Here is a 22,496-nt window from a genome sequence, read left to right on the forward strand (position 1 = left end):
CGCTCAATCGGCCAGTTGCCTGAGTGCCAGTGCCCGTGCATACAGGACATCCCGGGGCAACCCCAGGGCCTGGGCAGCCAGACGCGCCGCATCCCGCACCGAAACGCCCCGCAGCAATGCCGACAGCAGTTCATCGGCCTGTTCCAGCGCCACCCCCCCCTGGTCGGCAGCGTCAGCCGGCGCTTCGTGCAATACCAGCGCGAACTCACCCTGCAGGCGGTGCGCATCCTGTGCCAGCCAGGCGGCTACATCCTCCAGTGCCAGGGTTTCAACCTGCTCATAGCGCTTGGTCAGTTCTCGAGCAACCGTAACCTGACGGGCTGCGCCAAAGAGTGCCAGCATATCGTCCAGCATGGCAGCCAGGCGATGAGGGGACTCGAACAGCACCACCGGTGCAGGCAAGCTACCCCACTGCCGCAGCCAGTTCTGTCTTGCCGTGGCCTTGGACGGCGCAAAACCGGCAAACAGGAAAGCGGGGTTTTCATCCGAGGTGGCACCGCTGGCCATGAGTGCCGAGATCACCGCACTGGCTCCCGGTACCGGAATCACGCGCAGCCCTGCCGCCCGGACTTCGCGCACGATACGGGCCCCTGGATCGCTGACCGCCGGGGCACCGGCATCGGACACCAGTGCCACACGGGCTCCCTCCTGCAGACGGGCCACGATATTCTGCGCGGCCCCGGCTTCGTTGTGCCGGTGTGCCGCCATCAGCGGCGTCGTCAGCCCCCAGGCATCGAATAGCACCCGCGTCGCCCGTGTATCTTCGGCCGCCACGACATCGGCCTGCGACAGCGCCTGCCAGGCACGCAGGCTCAGGTCGCCAAGGTTACCGATGGGTGTCGCCACCACATACAACGCACCGGCGGGCCAATCCTGGCTGCGCACCCTGTCCAGCATCCGTGCCCACAGCAGCGCCGAGGCCTGTCCACTCACACCAGTGCCCTCATCCTGTGTGCCGGCAGCACGGGCTTCCACGGTCATTGTCTTTCTCCTGTCTTGCGTGATCCGGCAGCGACACACCGGCCGCCCTTGCCACCCGTCTGGTGTGCGCATAAACCGCACACTCCAGCCCCCTGCCGGGGGCCGGCATCAGACAATGAAGGCCTTTTCCGGAAAAGCGACAGCCTATCACATGGAACATGCCCAGCATCTCTGCCGACTCGCCCAGGCACGCCGGCATCGTCGGCGACGGCGACAACCGGCCGTTGCCATCGAAATCGAATCTCGCCCCGGCTCGTCGCATCCGAACGAATTGGCCAACGGCCCGGGCCGGGCACCGCGACAGCGCATCGGTGCCGAGGCCGAAACACGAGCGGCAATACTGCTTCAACAACAGGGCATGCGCCTCATCGCCCGCAACCTGCGCTGCCGCCTCGGCGAAATCGACCTTGTCATGCTGGATGCACAGACACTGGTCTTTGTGGAGGTCCGCCGCCGCAACCATGCCCGCTACGGCAGCGCTGCCGACAGCATTACCCGGCACAAGCAATTGCGACTGGTCCGGGCTGCCCGATATTTTCTGCCCCGCCTGAGCGCCCGATTGCGACTCCCTGCGGTGCCGGCCTGCCGCTTCGATGTCGTGCTGGAGAATGGCACGACATCTCCTGTCTGGATCCTCCAGGCCTTTGACTGCCCACCGGATTAAATATCACAAGCCAGATCACGCTGAACAACGGCTACTGCGCACTGCGACTGGCCGCCTCGACCTGGCCGGCAGAAACAGGTGCCGACTGCCCACCCCACTCGGTGCGCAACCACGTGGTCAACTCTGCCACCTGCGTCGTATCCAGCAGGTCACGGAAGGGCGGCATGGCATACATGCGCTGCCCACCGGTAAACACCTGAGTGGGAATCCCGTGCAGCACGGCATAGAGCGTATTGACGGGATCCGGCATGGCGAGCGTGGCATTGCCCCGCATGGCCGGAGCCACGTTCGGAATCCCCTCTCCCTGTGCCCCATGACAACCTGCGCAGGCCGACATATAGAGGCGACGACCGATCTGCAGCCCGCTGTCGGCATCGGCAGTGCTGGCCTGCGACGCCAGGGCCACAGGTGCGGGGGTCGGCGCAGGCGCTGGTGCCACGATCTTGCCCGTATCGTCAGTCAGGAGATAGGTGGCAATCGCCTCGACATCCTCGGCCTGCATGGCGCTGGTCGAAAAGTGCACCACCGTATACATGCCGCCGAATGCCGTTCCTTGCGGCGCAATGCCTGTCCGCAGATACTGGGTGAGCGTGGCCTGGTCAAAGCCAACCCTTGCCAGGCCTTCGGCCGTGATGTCCGGGGCGTTCAGTCCATCGACGCTGCCCCCTTGCAGATCGCGGGGAAAATCCGTGCCCATCATGATATTGCGCGGCGTATGGCAGGCACCGCAATGGCCCAGCCCCTGGACCAGGTAGGCACCGCGCAGCCACTGATCAGAGCGATCCGGTACTGCAGGCACCTTGCGTTCCGGGAAATTCAGCAGCGCCCAGAAGTTCATGAAAGGCCGCACCGGGAACTCGAACACACCCGTATTCTCGACATTTTCCACCGCCATCGGCGGGAGGCTCATCAAGTAGGCATAGAGCGCATCAATATCTTCCGGCGTCGTGATCTGCGTGAAAATATAAGGCATCGCCGGGTACAGGTTGCGGTTGCCCGGCGCGATGCCATCACGCAGCACTCGATGGAAATCCGCACGCGTATATTGACCGATACCGTAGGTAGAGTCCGGCGTGATATTGGTCGAATGCAACGTACCGAACGGTGTACCGATCGGTACGCCGCCGGCCCCGCGTGGCCCCTGGGTCTGTGAGTGGCAGCCGAAACAGTCGCCGGCCAGCGCCAGTTCCCGCCCTCTCGGCAGCAGTCGCTGCATTTCCTCGGCGGTCAGCGGGGTGTCGACATCCGATGCCACCGATGAAGAACGAAATGCCCCCAGCAGGATGGCCAGCGCCACCACGGCACCCAGCACCAGCACGACCAGGATGCCGTTGCGCAATCTATGATTTTTCATGGTGCGTCTCCTCAATCCACGACGCAGCCAGGGGTGGCCAGGGCCAGATCCCGTACGGCTTCGTAGTAGCGCACATAGCCGGTACAACGGCAGATGTGGTCATTGAGCGCATCCTCGATGGCACTCTCCAGGTCACTGCGCTTGACGGGTTCGCGCTGGAGGCGCTCCATGAATACGGTCGCCCCCGCCACGAACCCTGGCGTACAGTAGCCGCACTGAAAGGAAAAATGATCGATGAACGCCTTCTGCACCGGCGTAATGGCCGTCACTTCGCCCGTTGGGCCGTGCGTGGCGTGGCCCTCGATGGTCCGGATGGATTTTCCATTGAAGAAGTGGGCATCGAAAATACAGGTGCGCAATTCGGTACTGGAGCCGTCGGCATGCAGCTCCATGATCGTACAGGCGTGGCAGATACCCTGCCCGCAGCCGAAATGGGTGCCGGTCAGGTTCAGATAATCATGGAGGAAGTCGATCATGGGCATGCCGACCGGCACCGCCACGGGGCCGACCTGCTTGCCGTTGATCATCAGGGTCAACATCTGTGTCTCGATGCTCATGACAGTGCCTTTTTGATTTTTTCAGGGGTGACCGGCAGCGTATAGAAGCGCTTGCCGATGGCATGGGTAATGGCATTGCCGGTTGCGGCAATGATGGGAATCATCACGACTTCGCCCATGCCCTTGGAGGGTGAAGTCTCGGAAAGCGGCGCGAGATAGTCGGCTGTCTGGCTCCAGACTGCCACATCCCTGGCACGAGGCAAGGTATAACGGTTGAAGTTCCAGGTGCCGTCGCCCGGCCCGTCTTCGTAGAGCGGCAGCTCTTCCATCAGGGCATGGCCGATACCCATTGCCGTGCCGCCCTGCAACTGCCCGGATACCAGCTCCGGCACCACCACCGTACCGGGATCCAGCAGCGTATGGTGCTGCATGATCTCCACCTGTCCGGTAAACGTATTGACGTTGAGCTCGACGATACAGGCTGCAGGCGTATAGGTCGTCACGCCGGCATTGTTGCGCTGCGTCGGTGGAAACTGCACGCTGCTGCGCCGGATGTAATCGTAGCCACCCACGGTCATCCGCTGTTTCAGCGCGGCCGGCGCACCATCGCCATAGCGCACGGCCAGTGCATCGACAGGCAACGTACGACGACCGACGCCGGGAATGTCGAACTCGGCCCGAGCCCATTCCCAGCGACTGAAGCAGTGCAACGACACGCCGGTGACCAGCCCCATTTCATGCGCCTTGCGCGCCAGTTGCTCGAACGGGATCGGCGACATGCCAGCACCGCCGATCCCTCCCGGGAACGCCCGCAGGTCGGCCAGCGTCACTTCGCCGCTGGCGATCTGTCCACCCCCCTCGCCTTCGCTCCAGATCGCGCGCGCTGCCGGCCACAGCGCATGTTCCAGCAGGAACTGCGCGGCCTGGCGTGTGCCGAAGCCGATGAAGTAGGCGCTGTTGGAAGCGCTCATGGCCGGCAGGATGAACGGTACCCAGAACGGGTCTTTCTGCAATTCATCCTGCTGTGCCTGCGTGATGGTATAGGGTTCGAAATTGCTGACCAGGGGCAAGGAGGCAAATGCCGTTTCGCCGAAATAGGCCTCATCCGGCACCTTGCCCAGTATCCGCCCCACCATGATCTGCTGGGCGGTCGTCGCACCGGTGCCGATTTCCTGCACACAATGGTGCATGGTCAGCTTGCCGTCGGCATCGAACGCCAGCGTCAGCGCGCTCGTATCGGCCCCCGTGCCATAGTCTTTCTGGACCTGGGCAAAGCCCACGCCATAGCGACGACCGGGATGGGCAGCGTCGTATTGCGCCTTGGCCTGCGCACGGCCGCGCCAGACCGGATGCTCGACCGCGCGATCCAGCATCTCGACATTGCGCGGGTCACCCAGTTGAACAGCCCCCTGGGTATTCGGATAACCAGCCCGCAAGGCATTGCGCCGTCGCAGCTCGATGGCATCCATACCCAGCTCGGCAGCGATCTCGTCCACCATCAGCTCGGTAATGGTCATGACCTGCAGCGTACCGTAGCCCCGCATGGAGCCGGCCTCGACCGCGGCCGTAGCCAGCGCCATCGAGCCCAGGTCGGACTTCGGAAAATAATAGATGGACTGCGCGGCCGTGGCGGCCACCTGGGCAACCGAAAACGAGAAGTTGGCCCGCCCGCCACCATTGCAGTTGTAGAACCCTTTCATGATCTCGAACTGGCCTGTCTTGCGGTCAGCCGTGATCGTCACATCCATCTGGATGGAGTGCCGCTTGATGCCCATCTGAAACTGCTCGTAGCGATCATTGGCCATGCGCACGGGCCGGCCATTGCCGTAGAAACAGGCTGCGATCGTGTAGAACGGGAAAATCGAATGGTCCTTCGAGCCATAACCGACCGTCGTACCGCTCAACAGCTCGATTCTTTCGACCGGAAAACGGGTATTGTCCTTGACCATCAGCGCCGCCACCCGCGCCACCTCGTAGGGTGACTGGGCAGCGATCAACAAATGCAGGGTACGCGTCTCGGCGTCGTACCAGGCATTGCCATTGTCCGGCTCCAATGCGCTGGGATCGATGGACTGCGAAAAGGCCTGCCGCTGCAGCACAAGCTTGTCGCTGTCGGCGCGGGCGGCCTCAATGTCCTGCTCGATCAGCACGGCCGCCTCCATGCCGCGCCGCATCGGCTCATAGGTTTCATGCGCAACCTTGAGCGGATCGCGTACCCCACCGCCACCGCGGTGTTTGAGCACGACAGACTGGGGCACGAAGATCCCCTTGCCATCGGCCGGCGGCCAGGTCGGGGCATTCCCATCGAAACCGCCCCAGATCACGGCATCCTGCATCGGGGAAAATTCCGGAGGATCGGTCGGCGTAGCCCCGCCGATCCGCACATAGCGTGCCGCACCATAATTGGCAGGCGGCTTGAAACCGGTTTCCTGCCCGTACAGCACCGCTCCTTTCTCGAACCGCAACATGCGCTTGGCTGCCTCGAAGCGGTCGAAGTCGTCATACACCAGCAAGGCCACCGGCTGCCCATACATGGGCGGCGTGGTGCCTTTGGGTGTCAGGAAATCCTTGCCATAGAACTCGGCGGCCAGGTCGGGGGGCTGCGGCACCGCAACCCCGTCGCGGGCCATGTCTTCGTGCAGTACCAGGCGATCCGGCTGCAGGTCCGGCCCCAGCATGGACAGGTCAACGCCCTCGAAAGTCCGGTCCGCACGCGTAGCCTTGAGAAAGAAGGCATGCGACTGGGCTTCGGGCCAGCCCGGCAGGTCCCTGGCCCGAAAGTCGCGCGCAAAGACTTTCGCCCCCGTGACCTTGCGCACGGCATCCCAGCGGTAGCGTGCCTGGCCATCGACCCCCATCCACTCCAGCCCATGCGTGCCGGAATGGACCTCCAGGGCCTCGGCCAGCGGCAGGCGGCCGAACATGACCGTGATCCCTGCGAACGTGCCTAACTTGATAAAGCTGCGGCGTGAAATCCCTTCCCGTATGCCCATGTCGTCTATCCCTTGGTTCGTTGATACAGGTGGCAGCTTTCTCGCATACCGAACGAATGATATATGTCATTCAGTATGGCGAAATTACCCTTGATAACAATGCGTGGTTATACCAACGCCACTGCCATATCACCAGCAAAGGATTACAAACTATCGGGCCCCGGGGAGGCCGGCCAGATCGGCGGGCACATCGATATCGTGCAAGACACTGTCATCGTTCACGTCAACCCATTGCACCGGATATCGGTCAAACAGGCCCCTCGCGCCCTGGTCGCCAGACAAGGCGGCCAACTCAGGCAGGCAGCTCGCACGAAAACCGACAGGATGCCCGCGCCGGCCATGTCGAACCGGCACCGCGACCGGCGCATCATGCAGTGCAGCCTTTACTTTTTCATAGGTATCGGGGCATATCCAGGGCATATCTGCCAACGCCACGACAACCGCCGGCAGGTGCTCCGGGTTGCGCGCCTGAAGATAGTGCGCCGCTGCCGCCAGACTGGCTCCCATGCCTTGTCGGGCCTGCTCCGTTTCGAGCACATGGCAGCCTGACATCTCCAGGCACGCACGCAGGGCCGGCTTGCCCGGACGCACCACGGCCAACACCCAATCCACCGCCCGGTGCAAATTGGTGGCGCTGGTTTCGGCGACGTATCGTCCATCCGCCAGCCGGGCCAGCAGCTTGTCTGCGCCAGGCATCTGCTGCGCAAAACGCTGCCCCTCGCCGGCAGCCAGGAGGATGCCCACGCAAGGCAGCGGTACGGTAGACACAGGGTGTGGGCTTTCGACATCAGACATGCGCGTAGTATATATTCAATGCCTTCCAACCATAAGACACTCCGCATGAATGCCCTGGATCTGGACGTACTGCAACGCGCCCGCGACTGGGTCATGCTCGGCCACGCCACGCATCTGATCACTGTCGTGCAGACCTGGGGATCCGCCCCTCGCCAACCCGGTGCCATGCTGGCCGTCCGTGCCGATGGCCACGTCGTGGGGTCGGTCTCGGGCGGCTGCATCGAGGACGACCTGATCGTGCGCGCCCGCGCAGGCACGCTGCCGACGGCCCCCGCCAGCCTGACATACGGCGTCACGCAGGAGGAAGCCAACCGCTTCGGCCTGCCCTGTGGCGGCACGCTGCGCCTGGTCTGCGAACCCCTGGCCGACACCTGTTGGCTCGATCCGGTGCTGGATGCCATCCAGGCACACCAGTCCACCCTGCGCACCCTGGACATGCAGACCGGCATCTCCAGCCTGCTGCCAGCCACCTCCGACGACAGTCCGGGACTCGACAACCAGACATTCCGCAGTATCTATGGCCCACGCTGGCATCTGCTCATCATCGGAGCCAACCAGACCGCGCGCGTCCTGTCGGCCATCGCCGCCACGCTGGACTTCCATGTCACGGTCTGCGACCCACGCGAAGAATTCTTCCAGGAATGGCAGGAGCCCCGCACCACGCTGAGCACCCTCATGCCCGACGATGCCGTGCTCGAACTTGACATCGATACGCGCACCGCCATCGTGGCACTGACCCATGACCCCAAGCTCGACGATATGGCACTGCTCGAAGCCCTGAAATCGCCGGCGTTCTACGTGGGAGCCCTGGGTTCGCGCGTCAACCAGGAAAAGCGGCGGGCCCGGCTGGCGCTGTTCGACCTGACACCGCCACAGATTGCGCGCCTGCACGGCCCGGTCGGCCTGCGCATTGCCAGCCGCACGCCCGCCGAAATCGCCGTCGCCATCGCCGCCGAGCTGATCCTGGTCCGCAATACGACAGGAGAAGCACAGGCGCACGCAGACAGCACAGGCCGTCACGTCTGCTGACACCGGCGTATCAAAAGCGGGGTATATTTCTTCTTTGGCATCATGAAACTCTCCCGCCATGGATATGACCTCACGCATCAGCGGCCACTTCCGCGACAGCATCGCACTGCTCGAACAAAGCATCCTCGCCCTTTCCGAACCCACTGCCGCCGGCGTGGACCTGCTGTTTTCAGCACTGATGAACGACGGCAAGATCCTGGCCTGCGGCAATGGTGGCTCTGCCGCCGATGCCCAGCACTTCATCGCCGAACTGGTCGGCCGCTTCGAGCGTGACCGCCTGCCGCTGGCCGGCGTGGCGCTCAATACCGACACCTCCATCATGACGGCGGTCGCCAACGACTACAGCTACGACCAGATTTTCGAACGGCAGGTCACCGCACTGGGGCGCCCTGGCGACGTTCTGGTCGCCATTTCAACCAGCGGGAACTCCGAGAACGTATTGCGGTCAATAGATGCAGCCCATGAGCGCGAAATGCGGGTCATCGCGCTGACCGGCAAGGGCGGCGGCCGGATCGGTACGCGGCTTGGCCCCGAAGACATACACCTTTGCGTTCCACACGATCGCACCATGCGCATCCAGGAGGTTCATATCCTGCTGCTGCATGCACTGTGCGATGGCGTGGACGCCTACCTGCTAGGAGACCCGGCATGATCAAGTCACAATCTGCCCGCCGCCTGCCCGGCACCTTCGCCCTGTGCAGCATTCTCGCAGCCGGCGCACTGTCCGCCTGCGCCCCGCTGATTGTCGGCGGCGCAGCCGCCACCACCGCCGTGGTCGTCACCGACCGCCGCACGGCCGGCACGCAACTCGAAGACCAGAGCATTGCCATCAAGGTCGACAGCGCCGAAGCCCAGCACTTCGGTGACCGCGCCCGCATCAACGCCTCGGCCTACCAGCACCGCGTGCTGCTGACCGGCGATGTACCCAACCAAACGGACAAGGACGAAGCGACACGCGTCGCCCAGGGCGTCGAAAATGTCAAGGAAGTCATCAATCAGCTCAACATCGGCCCGCCGGCCAGCTTCAGCGAACGCTCGGGCAACTCCTGGCTGGCGTCGAAGGTCCGGACCACGCTGATCAATACCCGCGATGTTCCATCCCGCACCATCACCGTCACCGCAGAACGCGGCGTCGTCTACCTGATGGGCCGCGTCACCCAGCACGAAGGCAACCTGGCTGCCGCCGCTGCCGCCAGCGTGTCGGGTGTCCGCGAGGTCGTCAAACTGTTCGAGATCCTGACGCCGGAAGAGGCTGCCCGTCTGGCCGAGGAACAGCGCCAGGCCGAAGCAAAGCGCCAGCAGGAAAGCCGGACGGAAACCATCACCCCTTGAACCCTTTGCAGACAAACACGCCATCGTGAAAAAAATAATCGCTGCAGTTGCCCTGGCCGCCGTCGCCGGCGTGGCCGCCTGGTTCTTCCTGCCGGGCAAGACGCCGGCCCCCCAGGTCACGTTCAATCTCATGAATGGTCAGTCCGTCACGACTGACGACCTGCGCGGCAAGGTCACACTGGTCAAATTCTGGGCCACGAGTTGCGTCACCTGCGTCAAGCAGATGCCCGACAACATCGACTACTACAAAACCTATCACGACAAAGGCTTCGACATGATCGCCGTGGCCATGCGCTACGACCCGCCCAGCTATGTCGAGAACTTCATCGAGACGCGTCAACTGCCCTTTCCTGTGGCCCTCGACAAAAACGGCGAGCTGGCAGAGGCGTTCGGCGACATCCGGCTGACGCCCGTCGCTTTCCTGATCGATCGCCAGGGCAATATCGTCAAGCGCTACCTGGGCGAATACGACAAAAAAGAATTCCTCGCCACGCTGGAAAAGGCGCTGGCAGGCTAACCGGGGCAGGCTCGCCCCAAGGGTGCCTGGCCCGGCCTCGGGCATCTGCCCCCACGCTAGTCGCTACGCCTCTGCACTGCTCTCCCCCAGGAGATGCTGTTTGTCTTGGACTGCCCGGTAAAAAAATGGCTGCCTCATGGGCAGCCATTTTCGATAGTTCACAAAGAACTAGGCCATCAGAACGCCGGCACGACAGCGCCCTTGTACTTTTCCAGGATGAAAGCCTTGACCTCGGGCGAATGCAGCACCTCGATCAGGGTCTGCACATCGGCACTGTCCTTGTTGTCGGGACGTGCTGCCACCAGGTTGGCATAGGGCGAATCCGAACCTTCGATCAGCAGGGCATCGGTGGTCGGGACCAGGCCGGCTTCCAGCGCATAATTGGTATTGATCAGCGCGACATCCACGTCTTCCAGCACGCGCGGCAGCGTGGCGGCCTCAAGCTCGCGGAACTTCAGCTTGCGGGGATTCTCGGCCACGTCGCGGGCCGTCGCCAGGATGTTGGACGGGTCCTTGAGGGTAATCAGCCCGGCTTTCTGCAGCAGGAGCAGCGCCCGGCCGCCGTTCGAGGGATCGTTGGGAATCGCCACGGTCGCACCATCCTTCAACTCGGCAAGATCCTTGATCTTGCGCGAGTAGATGCCGAACGGCTCGACATGGACCAGGCCGACGCTGACCAGATCCGTGCCACGATCCTTGTTGAAAGTATCGAGATAGGGCTGGTGCTGGAAAAAATTGACGTCCAGTTGCTTCTCGAAGACCTGCAGGTTGGGCTGCACATAGTCATTGAAGACCTTGATGTCCAGTTCGACGCCCTGCTTGGCCAGCTCGGGCTTGGCAAACTCCAGGATCTCCGCATGCGGTACCGGCGTTGCCGCCACCGACAACTTGCCGGCAAAACTGGCCGATGCGCTCACAGCCAGGACCGAGGCGCCCAGCGCCACCACGAGTTGCTTCAGTTTCATAGGTTTCTCCCAAAAAATAAATAAAAACTCACTTGCGCTTGAGCCTGACCACCAGCCAGTCACCAAATACCTGGGTCAACTGGACCATCACGACCAGGATGGAAACGGTCACTACCATGACATCGGTCTGGTAGCGCTGATAACCGAAGCGCACGGCCAGGTCACCGAGGCCGCCACCGCCGATCACCCCCGACATGGCCGAATAGCCCACCAGCGTAATGGCGGTCACGATCACCGCAGCCACGATAGCCGTCGTAGCCTCAGGCAGCAGTGCCCACCAGACGGTCTGCCCCGAGTCGGCACCCAGCGCCTGGCACGCCTCCATGACGCCCGGATCGAGCTCACGCAAGGCATTCTCGACCAGGCGAGCGAAGAACGGTGCAGCACTCGCCACCAGCGGCGGCACCGAACCGGCCACACCCAGCGAGGTACCGGCCAGCATGCGGGTCAGCGGAATCATTACGATCAGCAGGATCAGGAACGGAACGGACCGCAGCACATTCACGCAAATGGACAGCAGACCGTACAGTGCACGGTTTTCCAGCATCTGCCCGCGTCCGGTCAGGAACAGCACCACCCCCAGCGGCAGACCGATCAATATCGTGAACAGCAGCGCCAGACCTGTCATGAGCAACGTGTCGCCGGTAGCTTCCAGGATCATCCACCAGTCCATGCCTGCCAGGGATTGCCAGAATCCGCTCATGCCTTCAACTCCTCGAATTCAACCCCTTCCCGCGCCAGCATCTCGGGGAGCTGGGCCAGTGCTGCATCGGTGCCGGACACGGCCAGCACCAACTGACCATAGGCCGTATTCTTGATCCGCCCCACCGAGCCCTGAAGGATACTGAGATCCAGTGCCAGGTCACGGCTGATCCGGCTCAACACCGGCTGGGCAATGGCATCCTCGCGAAAGCTCAGTCTCACCAGGCGACCATTGACGCCATCGGCCAGCGCCTCCCAGCCCTGGGCATCGATACCGCTTTCGGCCAGCAGGGCCTGCGTGACTTCATGGCGTGGATGCAGGAAAACATCCACCACCGGTCCTTCCTCGACAATGCGCCCGCCTTCTATCACAGCCACCCGGTCGCAGATGCGCCGGATCACATCCATGCCATGCGTAATCAGCACAATGGTCAGGCCAAGCTGCTGGTTGATCTCCATCAGCAGCTTGAGAATGGCCTGCGTGGTTTCGGGATCCAGCGCCGACGTGGCTTCGTCGCACAGCAGGACCTCGGGACGATTGGCCAGGGCACGGGCGATCCCGACACGCTGGCGCTGGCCCCCCGACAGTTGGCGCGGATACTTGTGCTGCTGGCCTTCCAGGCCAACCAGCGCGAGCACCTCGGCAACCCGCTGCTCGGCTTCGCGGCGCGGCACCCCTGCCAGCCGCAGCGGGAAACGCACATTTTCGAATACGGTTCGGGAGTCCAGCAGGTTGAAATGCTGGAATACCATGCCTATGCGCTGGCGCAACCGCCTCAACGCAGCGCCCTGCAGCCCGGTAATGTCTTCGCCGCCGATATGCACGCTGCCCGTATCGGGGCGCTCCAGCAGATTGATCATGCGGATGAGCGTGCTTTTCCCGGCACCGGACCGACCGATGATACCGAACACCTCGCCCTTGCGGACCTGCAGGCTGACACCCGCCAGCGCAGCATGCACCCCGCCATCCGGCGTGCGGTAATGCTTGGTGAGATGCGACAGTTCAATCACGGCGGTTCAACCTCGTTGCGTACCCGGGAAAATCCCGAGAGCCTTGATCGGCAGATAAATATATAGTTATTTCAATCGTCATTCTTATATATTAAAGCTATATTGAAATATGGATGCGACGCTGATTCCAGCGTGCCTCGTGCAGTGCGCCGCTGCCACAGGCCCCTATCGCACAGCCGGCTTCACTGGCTACAATGACCGTTCCCGATTCTGACTGATCATGCACCCGGAGTCTTCGCCGACATGAGCACTTCTTCCGTTCCCGACAGCGCCGACCTTTTGACCACTGCCACGCTGGCGTCCAGGCTCAAGGCCGATGTGCTTGCCGAAGCGTTGCCGTATATCCGCCGTTTTCACAACAAGACCATCGTCATCAAATACGGCGGCAATGCCATGACCGACGAACGGCTGCAGCGCAGTTTCGCACATGACGTCGTGATGCTCAAACTGGTCGGACTCAAGCCGGTGGTCGTGCACGGTGGCGGCCCGCAGATCGACGCCGCACTGCAACGCGTCGGCAAGCAGAGCAGCTTCATCCAGGGCATGCGCGTGACCGATGCCGAGACCGTCGAAGTCGTCGAATGGGTGCTGGGCGGCCAGGTGCAACAAGACATCGTCATGATGATCAACGAGGCCGGCGGCAAGGCCGTAGGACTGACCGGCAAGGACGGCGGTCTGATCCAGGCCCGCAAGAAACTGATGCCCAGCAAGGAAAATCCTGGCGAACTGATCGATATCGGTTATGTAGGCGAAATCTCGCAAGTCGAACCGGCCGTCGTGAAAGCGCTGCAGGATGACCAGTTCATTCCGGTCATCTCCCCCATCGGCTTCGGCGAAGACGGCATGGCCTACAACATCAATGCCGACCTCGTGGCCGGCAAGATGGCCGAAGTGCTGGGCGCAGAGAAGTTGCTCATGATGACCAACATCCCTGGCGTGATGGACAAGGCCGGCAACCTCCTGACCGGACTGTCGGCTCGCGAGATCCATGCGATGTTCGAGGATGGCACCATCTCCGGGGGCATGCTGCCCAAACTGGCCTCGGCACTCGAGGCTGCCAGCAACGGCGTCAATTCAGTCCACATTGTCGACGGTCGTGTCGAACACTGCCTGCTGCTCGAGATCCTGACCGACCGCGGCGTCGGCACCATGATCCGCGCAGGCTGACAGCCCGGCATGCCCGTCACGTCGAATCGGCCGCGCACACAATCATCCGGGGCGCTCGTGCGCGGTCCGGAACGAACCCTGGCAGGGCCGCCCAGACGCCTGCGAGCCAATCGCATCGCCAGCAATGGTACGCATGCCAAATCGGGCAGCGGCCCGGTCTGGCTGTTCGACCTGGACAACACGCTGCACGACACCTCGCATGCGATTTTCCCGCAGATAGACCGGCACATGACACAGGCGGTGCAGTCCATGCTGCAGGTCGACGAAGCGCAGGCGCATATCCTGCGTGAGCGCTACTGGCGTCGCTACGGTGCCACCATGATCGGCATGGTGCGCCATCATGGCGTCGATGCCCGTGAATTCCTGGCACGCAGCCACGGTTTCGACATTCCACCCCTTATACGGGCCGAGCGCGACCTGCCACGCCTGCTCTCGCGCCTGCCCGGGCGCCGCATCCTGCTGACCAATGCGCCGCTCTGCTACGCCACGACCGTGCTGCGCCACCTGGGCATCCTGCACCTGTTCGACAGTCTGTGGGGCATCGAGGAGATGCAGTTGCACGGCCAGTTCCGGCCCAAGCCCTCGCGCAGCATGCTGCGCCACGTGCTGGCCCGTGAGGGTATCGAGTCACACCACGCCGTCCTGGTCGAGGATACGCTGGACAACCTTCGTGCCGCCCGTGCCACCGGCATGGGCACGGTCTACATCCATCACCCACATACCCCTTTCGGTGGCAAGCATCACAGACGACCTGGCTACGTCGATCTGCGCATCAATAATCTGCGGCAACTGCTGCTGCACGCATCCGCCCGTTTCCTCGTCTGACCACCCGCCAGCCCATCCGGGCAGGCATTGATGGAGGTATTGTTTTGCCCACCAACAAGAATGATTCTCCATTCTAATTTCCACACATTTTTTCAGGGTTTTCCCTTAATCACGGTTATACTGTAACCATCGTTTTCATCAACGGGACAGGCCTCACAAAGGCTGCCACCCAGTGCATCACGAGAGACCGACCATGTTAAACATGCTCAGATACTTCAGAGAAGCCGTACCATTCAAGTTCTGGCCGGCCACCATCACCACCCTCGTCCTTTTTGCCCTGTTGCTGGTGCCTACACCAGAAGGCTTGACGCCAAAATCCTGGGCCTTGCTGGCCATTTTCATCACCACCATCGTCGCCATCATCCTGAAGGTCATGGTGATCGGCGTGATGTCGATGATGGCCATCATGATCATCTCGCTGTCGCAGGTCACGGCAGATTCGTCCAAGGCTGCCATCGCCGATGCGCTGAGCAGCTTCTCCAGCCCGCTGATCTGGCTGATCGTGGTCTCCATCCTGATATCGCGCGGCCTGAAGAAAACCGGCCTGGGTGCCCGCATCGGCTACATCTTCATTTCGCTCCTGGGCAAGCGCACCATCGGTATCGGCTACGGCCTGGCCGTCTGCGAACTGTTGCTGGCCCCTTTCACGCCCAGCAATACGGCACGTGGCGGCGGTATCGTCCACCCGATCATGCGTTCGATTGCCAATGCCTTCGATTCCGACCCGGAAAAAGGCACGCAGGGCAAGATCGGTACCTATCTGGCTCTGGTCAACTACCACGCCAACCCGATCACTTCGGCCATGTTCATCACGGCCACGGCACCCAACCCGCTGGTCGTGGACTTCGTCGCCAAGGCCACCAACAACGACTTCCACCTATCGTGGGGCACCTGGGCACTGTGCATGCTGCTGCCCGGTCTGGTCGCCATCCTGCTGATGCCCATCATCATCTATTTCCTGGCCCCCCCGGAAATCAAGCACACGCCCAACGCTGTCACCTTCGCCAAGGATGAGTTGCGCAAGCTGGGCAAGCTCCGTCCGCCAGAAATCGTCATGATGTCGGTCTTCATCCTGCTGCTGGTGCTGTGGGCAGACGTTCCCGCCATGCTGTTTGGCCCGGCCTTCAAGATCGATGCCACCGTCGTCGCCCTGCTCGGCCTGTTCCTGCTGCTGCTCACCGGCACCATCACCTGGGATGACGTGCTCAGCGAAAAAAGCGCCTGGGATACCCTGATCTGGTTCGGTGCGCTGGTCATGATGGCCGGCCAGCTCAACAAGCACGGCGTGATCTCGTGGTTCTCCGAAGGCCTGCGCAGCGGCATCGTCAGCAGCGGCATGAGCTGGGAAATGGCCGCCTCCGTGCTGGTCCTGATCTTCCTGTTCTCGCACTATTTCTTCGCCAGCACGACCGCCCACATCAGCGCCATGATGCTGGCCTTCCTGACTGTCGGCGTCAGCCTGATTCCGCCCGAGTATGTCAATGTATTCATGCTGATCATGGCGGCATCGTCCTGCATCATGATGACGCTCACCCACTATGCCACGGGCACCTCGCCGATCATCTTCGGCAGTGGCTACGTGACCATGGGCAAATGGTGGCAGGTCGGCTTCGTAATGGCAGTCTGCGAACTGATCATCTTCGCCGTCGTCGGCGGGATCTGGTGGAAGGTGCTCGGCTACTGGTGATATCCGCACACCGGACAGGCGGGGTCGCGTGCGACCCGCACTGTCCGCCACTGCATGCTGAACGCATCCAGCAGCAACAGACGGCCGGCCAGGGTATCGCCCACGCCGGCCATTATTTTGAGTGCTTCGGCAGCCTGCAGACTGCCTACGATGCCCACCAGGGGTGCAAATACCCCCGAGGTGGCGCAATTCAATTCCACCGCCTCCTCCGCCTCCGGAAACAGACAGTGATAGCAGGGCGCATCGTCGCGCCGCATGTCGAAGACGCTGACCTGCCCATCGAAACGGATCGCCGCACCTGACACCAGCGGCTTGCGACAGGTCACGCAGGCACGATTGATGGCGTGCCGCGTGGCGAAGTTATCGGTACAGTCGAGTACGACATCGGCCTGGCGCACCTGTTCCAGCAGCACTTCGCCAGACAGGCGCTCGACCAGCGCCACCACCTCGATCTCGGGATTGAGCGCCTGCAGCATCGTACGCCCTGACTCGGCCTTGTGAAGCCCGAGTCGGTCCGTCGTATGCAGGATCTGCCGCTGCAGGTTGCTCAGTTCGACCCGGTCATCATCGGCCAGCACCAGACGGCGCACACCCGACGCCGCCAGATAGGCCGCCGCAGGAGAACCCAGACCACCCGCCCCTATGATCAGGGCGCTGGCAGCGCAGACTTTTTCCTGCGCCTCGTAGCCGAATTCGTCCAGCAGGATGTGCCGGGCGTAGCGCAGCAGTTGCTGATCGTTCATTGCCCGGGTTGCGACTGCACCCCTTCGGGCGTGACACGCAGCCGCTCGACCTTGCCAGTTTCGCCGTGGGCCTCATGGCTTGCCACGTCGGCACGACGACGCGGCTTGGCCTCTTCGAGCGGCTTGCCCTTGAGGTGATTGAGCGCCTGGCGCAACTGGAAGTCATCGTCACCACCCAGCTCGAACGGCTGCGGCATTTCGAACTCGTCCCAGGGGATTTCCGACGTCGTGCTTTCTTCCTCGATCTGCTGGTTGGACAGGTGCTTGCGCAGATCGGCCTCACGACGAATGATGAACAGGTCGCCCTCGGCCGTATCCGGCACGGTGATGTCCGGCTCGATGCCGGTTGCCTGGATGGAGCGGCCCGCCGGTGTGTAGTAGCGCGACGTGGTCAGCTTGATGGCCGTATCCTCGCTGATCGGCAGGATGACCTGTACCGACCCCTTGCCGAAGCTGCGGTTGCCCATGACGGTGGCGCGCTTGTAGTCCTGCAGGGCACCGGCCACGATCTCGGAAGCCGAGGCCGAGCCGACATTGACCAGCACCACCATCGGCACGGTCTTGGCCCAGGCCGGCAGGTCCGACAGGTAATCGCTGCGGCCGCGGGCGTAATCCGCAGGCGATGCCATGTAGCGATACTGCGAGTCGGGTGCGCGGCCGTCGGTGGAGACCACCAGCACATCCTTGTCAAGGAAGGCCGAAGAAACGCCGATGGCACTGCCCAGCAGGCCCCCCGGATCATTGCGCAGATCGAGGATCAGCGCGCTGGGCGGCGTGGCAAAGCCCTTGAGGTGCTGGACCAGGTCGTTGCCGGTCTTTTCCTGGAACTGGGCGATGCGGACATAGGCCACATTGTCATCCAGCAACTTGCTGCGCACACTGCGTACATTGATGATGGCACGCTCGAGCGTGACTTCAAGCGGCTGGGCCAGACCCTCGCGCATGATGGTCAGTCGGATCTTGGTGCCGGGCTCGCCACGCATCAGCTTGACGGCATCGGTCAGCGCCAGCCCCTTGGTGGAGTTGCCGTCGATACGCACGATCAGGTCGCCGGCACGGATATCGGCACGAGCGGCCGGCGTATCCTCGATGGGCGAAATGACCTTGACGAAACCGTCCTCGGTGCCGACCTCGATCCCCAGGCCGCCGAACTGTCCCTGGGTCGAGTCCTGCATTTCCTTGAAGGCATCGGCATCGAGATAGGCCGAGTGGGGATCGAGATCCGACAGCATGCCGGAGATCGCGCCCTTGATCAGTTCCTTGTCTTCGACATCTTCGACATAGTTGTTCTTGATAGCGGCAAACACGCTGGAGAACTGCCTCAACTCATCCAGCGGCAAGGGTGCGCCACGCTGCGCAACGGCGGAAATGCCCAGGCTGATCAGGACGCCTGCCAGTGCGCCAACGGCGATCAGGCCAAAATTCTTTGCTTTACGAGTGCCCATGCACCTTCCCGTATGAGTCAAACACAAATAGCCGCCGCGACATCGTCGCTAGCGCGCCAACCACAGCACCGGGTCCACCGGATTGCCCTGATGACGAATTTCGAAGTATAGGCCCGAATCGGCCAGACCGCCCGTGGCACCTGCCTCGGCAATGCGCTCCCCGGTCCGAACCTGGTCACCCACCTGCCGCAGCAGGCTCTGATTGTAGGCATACACGCTCAAATACTGCTCTCCGTGATCCACGATAATCAGATTCCCGAAGCCACGCAACCAGTTCGCATAGACAACCGTCCCCGCAGCCACTGCTGCAATGGGCGTGCCTTCGGCCGCGCGCAGGAGTACGCCACGCCAGACACCACCATCGGGACGCGGCATTCCGAAGCGCCCCTGCACCTGTCCCCGCACGGGCCAGGGCAGGCGTCCACGCAGGGTTGCAAAGCGAGCTGAAGAAGCCGACCGCTCCGGCACTGCGACCGGCGGTTCGGGTTCGGCCTGCCGGGGTGCCACTGCCTGCATATCGGCAGCCTCGTCGGCGCGGGCTTGCGCAGCCTGCCGGGCCTGTTCCCTTTCGGCACGCTCCCGTTCCGCCTGTGCCAGCGCGGCCTGCCGGCGCACCTCGGCGCGCTCGGCCGACGAGGCCTGTGCGGCAGCCTGCCCGCGGGCTTCTTCCTGGGCCAGGCGCTCGCGCTCGACCCGCGCCTGCTCCTGGGCGGCCTGGGCACGGCGCGCCGTTTCCGCCTGGCGCTCGGCCTCGGCAGTACGACGTGCTGCCTCTGCACGTCGCGCCTCTTCCGCAGCCCGGCGTGCCACCTCGGCGCGACGCGCGGCTTCGGCACGTCGGGCAGCCTCAGCCTGCTCCTTGAGCAAGGTATCCAGATCACGCACGACACGTCCCAGACGCGCCTCGTCCTGCCCGAGGCGTCCAGCTTCCGCGCGTTGTGCCTGCAACTGGCCTTCAATCCGTGCGACCACGCTGGCCCGCTCGCGGCGCTGGGCCTGCAGCGTCTCCTGCTGCTGCACCGCTTCCTGTTCGAGGCTGGCCAGTTCCTGCTGCTTGCCTGTCGTTTCGTTCTGTACGGCCTGCAGGCGATCGAGCGTGGCCTGCAGGACAGCCACGTTATCGGCGCGGGCACTGGCAAGATATTCCATGTAGCCCAGATGCCGTCCGATCTGCTGGGGGTCATCCCCCGAGAGAGCCGCCACCCAGGGGGACATCTGGCTGGCATACTGGCTGCGCAACTGGGCGGCAAGGGCCTGCTGTGCAGCGCTGCGCTCCTGGGTCAGGTGCCCGGTTTCGCTTGCCAGCCGGGCCAGTTCAGCCCGGACTGCGTCCTGTTGTTCACGCAACTCATGCAGGCGACGGCTGACGGTGGAAATCGTCTGCTCGGATGCGCGCAGTTGCTCTGACGCGGCACGGCGATCCTGCTCGCGACCATCGATATCCTTCTGAAGCTTTTCGAGCCGCTGGCGCAGCTCGGTCCGCTCCTGCGAGGCAGCCTGCTGCCGCTGCGACAGATTTCCGCCTTCCTGCGCCAACGCAGCAGATGTGACCACCACACCCGCCAGCGCCAGGCAAACGGCGCGCACGCACGCCTGCAATTGCATGATTATCCTTGCTTGGCCTTGCCCTGCGCAGCCACGGCCGCCATCGCCGCCTCGATTTCGGCTGCATCGCCCAGATAGTAATGGCGGATCGGCTTGAGATCGCCATCCAGTTCGTAGACCAGCGGCTGGCCGGTCGGGATGTTGAGATGCACGATATCGTCGTCGGAAATACCGTCGAGATGCTTGATCAGCGCCCGCAGGCTGTTACCGTGTGCCGTGACCAGCACCTGGCGGCCCGCCTTGATGGCCGGGGCGATCGAATCATTCCAGAACGGCACCACGCGAGCCACGGTATCCTTGAGACATTCGGTCGCCGGCACTTGCGCAGGTTCGAGGCGTGCATAGCGGCGATCGAAACGCGGATGCCGGGGATCATCTTCGGCCAGCGGCTCGGGCGCAATCGCATAGGCACGGCGCCAGACCAGCACTTGCTCGTCACCGTACTTGGCCGCGGTTTCAGCCTTGTTCAGCCCCTGCAGGGCACCGTAATGACGCTCATTGAGACGCCAGTTGACACCGACCGGCACATACATGGAATCCATTGCATCCAGGGCGATCCAGAGCGTGCGGATGGCACGCTTGAGCACGGAAGTGAAAGCCAGGTCGAAGGCATAGCCATTCTGCTTGAGCAGCAGGCCGGCCTGGCGGGCCTGTTCGCGGCCCAGGTCGGTCAGATCGACATCGGACCAGCCCGTGAAGCGGTTTTCAAGATTCCATTGGCTTTCGCCATGACGCATCAGAACGAGTTTGTACATGTAATCAGCGGTCAAAAAGAGATTGTTCGGGCGTGTCGGCACGCGCTATCCAGCATCATTTTATAATCGTATGATTGTGCTCTCGCTGCGGAACTGACATTCAATCACAATCCAGCCTGTCGCGTCCCGCAAAACCAACAGTCTTTTACCGGAATACACAGTGGATTTCCTGCTCAGCAACAACAACGTTTTCATCCTGGCCGTCGCCGTCGTCTCGGGCATCATGCTGATGTTCCCCAAGCTGGGCAAGGCAGGCGGCAGCGCCGCCGTCGGCACGCTCGAGGCCACGCAACTGGTCAACCAGCGCCATGCCGTGCTGGTCGACATCCGCCCCGAAGATGCCTTCGCCGCAGGCCATATCGCCCAGTCGCGCCACATTCCGCTGGCCGAACTGGAACAGAAGGCCACGTCGCTGCCCAAGGACAAGCCGCTGATCGTGGTCTGCGAGACCGGCCGCAGCGCCGTGGCCGCAGCCCGCAAGCTGCGCGCCCTGGGCCATGAAACCTTTGTGCTGGATGGCGGCGTACGCGCCTGGACGCAGGCCAGCATGCCGCTCACCAAGAAAAAATAAGATCAGTACCGAGTCCTGCCATGCAAACCGTTGTCATGTACTGCACCGCCGTCTGCCCGTACTGCGTCCGGGCGGAAATGCTGCTGCGCCAGCGCGGTGTCACCGATATCGAAAAAATCCGGATCGACCAGGATGCCGGCCAGCGCGAGGCCATGATGGCTCGCACCGGCCGGCGCACCGTGCCGCAGATCTACATCGGCGACACCCATGTGGGTGGCTGCGATGACCTGGTGGCACTCGACCGCGCAGGCGGTCTGCAATCCCTTCTGCAGGGCGCGACGGCCTGAGGCGGTCGCTCCTGTTTCCGACACTGTTCACCCAAGCCAGGAGTCCCCATGACGGACCAGCAAGTCAACAACACCCCGGCCGACGCCGGCACCGCGCCTTCCTTCAACATGCAGCGCGTCTACCTGAAAGATCTGTCGCTGGAAATGCCCAATGCGCCGCAGGTCTTCCTTGAACAGGAAGCGCCCAAGGTCGAAGTGTCCCTGAGCGTCGGCGGCCAGCGCCTGACCGACAGCATCTTCGAAACCACCGTGACCGCCACGGTCACCACCCGCATTCAGGACAAGGTGGTCTATCTGGTGGAAGGCACGCAGGCCGGCATCTTCGAACTGGCCAACATCCCCCAGGAACAGTTCGATCCGCTGCTCGGCATCGTCTGCCCGACCATGCTCTACCCCTACCTGCGTGCCAACATCGCCGACGCGATCAACCGCACCTCGCTGCCGCCGCTGCACCTGGCCGAAGTCAACTTCCAGGCTTTGTACGAACAGCAACGCGCCCAGCAGGAACAGCAGGCCGCCGGCAACGACTCCGGCCTCATCGTGCCGCCCGGCGTCACCCGCCAGTAAGCGC

General features: G+C 62.8%; 23 protein-coding genes. 11 read left to right on the forward strand and 12 right to left on the reverse strand.

Annotated elements, in window-relative coordinates:
• Positions 1 to 3 precede the first annotated feature (3 nt).
• Positions 4 to 897 carry a 16S rRNA (cytidine(1402)-2'-O)-methyltransferase gene (gene rsmI / locus ABN482_RS09165; RefSeq protein WP_349503739.1) on the reverse strand — a complete coding sequence of 298 codons (894 nt, stop codon included), beginning with the start codon at positions 895 to 897 and terminating at the stop codon, positions 4 to 6.
• 199 nt (positions 898 to 1,096) lie between these two features.
• Here rsmI and ABN482_RS09170 point away from each other — a divergent pair, with 199 nt between their 5' ends.
• A complete protein-coding gene (locus ABN482_RS09170) occupies positions 1,097 to 1,645 on the forward strand; it encodes a YraN family protein (RefSeq protein ID WP_349503699.1) in 549 nt (182 codons plus the stop codon).
• Positions 1,646 to 1,676: 31 nt separating this feature from the next.
• Here the strand turns inward: ABN482_RS09170 and ABN482_RS09175 are convergent, their stop codons facing one another.
• From ABN482_RS09175 to ABN482_RS09190, 4 genes are all read right to left on the reverse strand, one after another.
• Positions 1,677 to 2,999, reverse strand: coding sequence for a cytochrome c (locus ABN482_RS09175; RefSeq protein ID WP_349503700.1), 1,323 nt, complete (start codon positions 2,997 to 2,999; stop codon positions 1,677 to 1,679).
• An 11-nt stretch (positions 3,000 to 3,010) separates the two neighbouring features.
• Entirely contained in the window at positions 3,011 to 3,556 is a 546-nt protein-coding gene (locus ABN482_RS09180; protein ID WP_349503701.1) for a (2Fe-2S)-binding protein, read from the reverse strand.
• Positions 3,553 to 6,420, reverse strand: coding sequence for a xanthine dehydrogenase family protein molybdopterin-binding subunit (locus ABN482_RS09185; protein ID WP_349503702.1), 2,868 nt, complete (start codon positions 6,418 to 6,420; stop codon positions 3,553 to 3,555). Before ABN482_RS09185 ends, ABN482_RS09180 begins: the two co-directional genes overlap by 4 nt.
• Positions 6,421 to 6,639: 219 nt before the next feature.
• On the reverse strand, positions 6,640 to 7,284 hold the full coding sequence (locus ABN482_RS09190; protein ID WP_349503703.1) for a nucleotidyltransferase family protein: 645 nt from the start codon (positions 7,282 to 7,284) through the stop codon (positions 6,640 to 6,642).
• 45 nt (positions 7,285 to 7,329) lie between these two features.
• Here ABN482_RS09190 and ABN482_RS09195 point away from each other — a divergent pair, with 45 nt between their 5' ends.
• From ABN482_RS09195 to ABN482_RS09210, 4 genes are read left to right on the forward strand one after another with little or no spacing between them, the layout of a single operon-like run.
• Positions 7,330 to 8,313 carry an XdhC family protein gene (locus tag ABN482_RS09195; RefSeq protein WP_349503704.1) on the forward strand — a complete coding sequence of 328 codons (984 nt, stop codon included), beginning with the start codon at positions 7,330 to 7,332 and terminating at the stop codon, positions 8,311 to 8,313.
• A gap of 58 nt (positions 8,314 to 8,371) precedes the next feature.
• The gene (locus ABN482_RS09200) at positions 8,372 to 8,965 is read left to right on the forward strand and encodes a phosphoheptose isomerase (RefSeq protein ID WP_349503705.1); all 594 of its coding nucleotides are present in this window, start codon (positions 8,372 to 8,374) and stop codon (positions 8,963 to 8,965) included.
• Positions 8,962 to 9,645: a BON domain-containing protein gene (locus ABN482_RS09205; RefSeq protein WP_349503706.1), complete on the forward strand. Its 684-nt coding sequence runs from the start codon at positions 8,962 to 8,964 to the stop codon at positions 9,643 to 9,645. Before ABN482_RS09200 ends, ABN482_RS09205 begins: the two co-directional genes overlap by 4 nt.
• 25 nt (positions 9,646 to 9,670) lie before the next feature.
• Positions 9,671 to 10,162: a TlpA disulfide reductase family protein gene (locus ABN482_RS09210; protein ID WP_143858993.1), complete on the forward strand. Its 492-nt coding sequence runs from the start codon at positions 9,671 to 9,673 to the stop codon at positions 10,160 to 10,162.
• A gap of 176 nt (positions 10,163 to 10,338) precedes the next feature.
• Here ABN482_RS09210 and ABN482_RS09215 read toward each other — a convergent pair whose 3' ends face one another.
• Genes ABN482_RS09215 through ABN482_RS09225 form a run of 3 tightly spaced genes read right to left on the reverse strand, consistent with a single transcriptional unit; the run spans position 10,339 to position 12,840 of the window.
• Positions 10,339 to 11,127, reverse strand: coding sequence for a MetQ/NlpA family ABC transporter substrate-binding protein (locus ABN482_RS09215; RefSeq protein ID WP_109061141.1), 789 nt, complete (start codon positions 11,125 to 11,127; stop codon positions 10,339 to 10,341).
• Positions 11,128 to 11,155: 28 nt separating this feature from the next.
• Entirely contained in the window at positions 11,156 to 11,830 is a 675-nt protein-coding gene (locus ABN482_RS09220; protein WP_109061140.1) for a methionine ABC transporter permease, read from the reverse strand.
• Positions 11,827 to 12,840, reverse strand: coding sequence for a methionine ABC transporter ATP-binding protein (locus ABN482_RS09225; RefSeq protein WP_349503707.1), 1,014 nt, complete (start codon positions 12,838 to 12,840; stop codon positions 11,827 to 11,829). The genes ABN482_RS09220 and ABN482_RS09225 overlap by 4 nt, the downstream gene beginning before the upstream one ends.
• Positions 12,841 to 13,083: 243 nt before the next feature.
• Here ABN482_RS09225 and argB point away from each other — a divergent pair, with 243 nt between their 5' ends.
• The 3 genes from argB to ABN482_RS09240 all read left to right on the forward strand — a co-directional run bounded on the left by argB (position 13,084) and on the right by ABN482_RS09240 (position 16,519).
• On the forward strand, positions 13,084 to 14,007 hold the full coding sequence (gene argB, locus ABN482_RS09230; protein ID WP_349503708.1) for an acetylglutamate kinase: 924 nt from the start codon (positions 13,084 to 13,086) through the stop codon (positions 14,005 to 14,007).
• Between the two features lie 9 nt (positions 14,008 to 14,016).
• Positions 14,017 to 14,832 carry a pyrimidine 5'-nucleotidase gene (locus ABN482_RS09235; RefSeq protein WP_349503709.1) on the forward strand — a complete coding sequence of 272 codons (816 nt, stop codon included), beginning with the start codon at positions 14,017 to 14,019 and terminating at the stop codon, positions 14,830 to 14,832.
• A 193-nt stretch (positions 14,833 to 15,025) separates the two neighbouring features.
• On the forward strand, positions 15,026 to 16,519 hold the full coding sequence (locus ABN482_RS09240) for a DASS family sodium-coupled anion symporter (protein WP_349503710.1): 1,494 nt from the start codon (positions 15,026 to 15,028) through the stop codon (positions 16,517 to 16,519).
• On the opposite strand, the gene ABN482_RS09245 is transcribed toward ABN482_RS09240, so the two are convergent.
• Genes ABN482_RS09245 through gpmA form a run of 4 tightly spaced genes read right to left on the reverse strand, consistent with a single transcriptional unit; the run spans position 16,510 to position 21,067 of the window.
• Complete coding sequence (locus tag ABN482_RS09245; protein WP_349503711.1) at positions 16,510 to 17,262, reverse strand: HesA/MoeB/ThiF family protein; 753 nt, start codon at positions 17,260 to 17,262, stop codon at positions 16,510 to 16,512. The genes ABN482_RS09240 and ABN482_RS09245 overlap by 10 nt on opposite strands.
• Positions 17,259 to 18,707, reverse strand: a complete 1,449-nt coding sequence (locus ABN482_RS09250) for a S41 family peptidase (protein WP_349503712.1) — start codon at positions 18,705 to 18,707, stop codon at positions 17,259 to 17,261. Before ABN482_RS09250 ends, ABN482_RS09245 begins: the two co-directional genes overlap by 4 nt.
• Positions 18,708 to 18,755: 48 nt before the next feature.
• Positions 18,756 to 20,312 (reverse strand): murein hydrolase activator EnvC family protein, encoded by a 1,557-nt coding sequence (locus ABN482_RS09255; RefSeq protein WP_349503713.1) that lies wholly within the window; start codon positions 20,310 to 20,312, stop codon positions 18,756 to 18,758.
• Between the two features lie 2 nt (positions 20,313 to 20,314).
• A complete protein-coding gene (gpmA, locus tag ABN482_RS09260) occupies positions 20,315 to 21,067 on the reverse strand; it encodes a 2,3-diphosphoglycerate-dependent phosphoglycerate mutase (RefSeq protein ID WP_109061490.1) in 753 nt (250 codons plus the stop codon).
• Between the two features lie 160 nt (positions 21,068 to 21,227).
• On the opposite strand from gpmA, the gene ABN482_RS09265 reads away from it, so the two are divergent.
• From ABN482_RS09265 to secB, 3 genes are read left to right on the forward strand one after another with little or no spacing between them, the layout of a single operon-like run.
• Positions 21,228 to 21,638 (forward strand): rhodanese-like domain-containing protein, encoded by a 411-nt coding sequence (locus ABN482_RS09265; protein ID WP_349503714.1) that lies wholly within the window; start codon positions 21,228 to 21,230, stop codon positions 21,636 to 21,638.
• Between the two features lie 20 nt (positions 21,639 to 21,658).
• Complete coding sequence (gene grxC, locus ABN482_RS09270; RefSeq protein ID WP_349503715.1) at positions 21,659 to 21,925, forward strand: glutaredoxin 3; 267 nt, start codon at positions 21,659 to 21,661, stop codon at positions 21,923 to 21,925.
• Positions 21,926 to 21,973: 48 nt separating this feature from the next.
• On the forward strand, positions 21,974 to 22,492 hold the full coding sequence (secB, locus tag ABN482_RS09275) for a protein-export chaperone SecB (protein WP_349503716.1): 519 nt from the start codon (positions 21,974 to 21,976) through the stop codon (positions 22,490 to 22,492).
• The last annotated feature ends 4 nt before the right edge of the window (positions 22,493 to 22,496 follow it).

This window comes from Corticimicrobacter sp., assembly GCF_040137905.1.
Taxonomy (GTDB): Bacteria; Pseudomonadota; Gammaproteobacteria; order Burkholderiales; family Burkholderiaceae_B; genus Corticimicrobacter.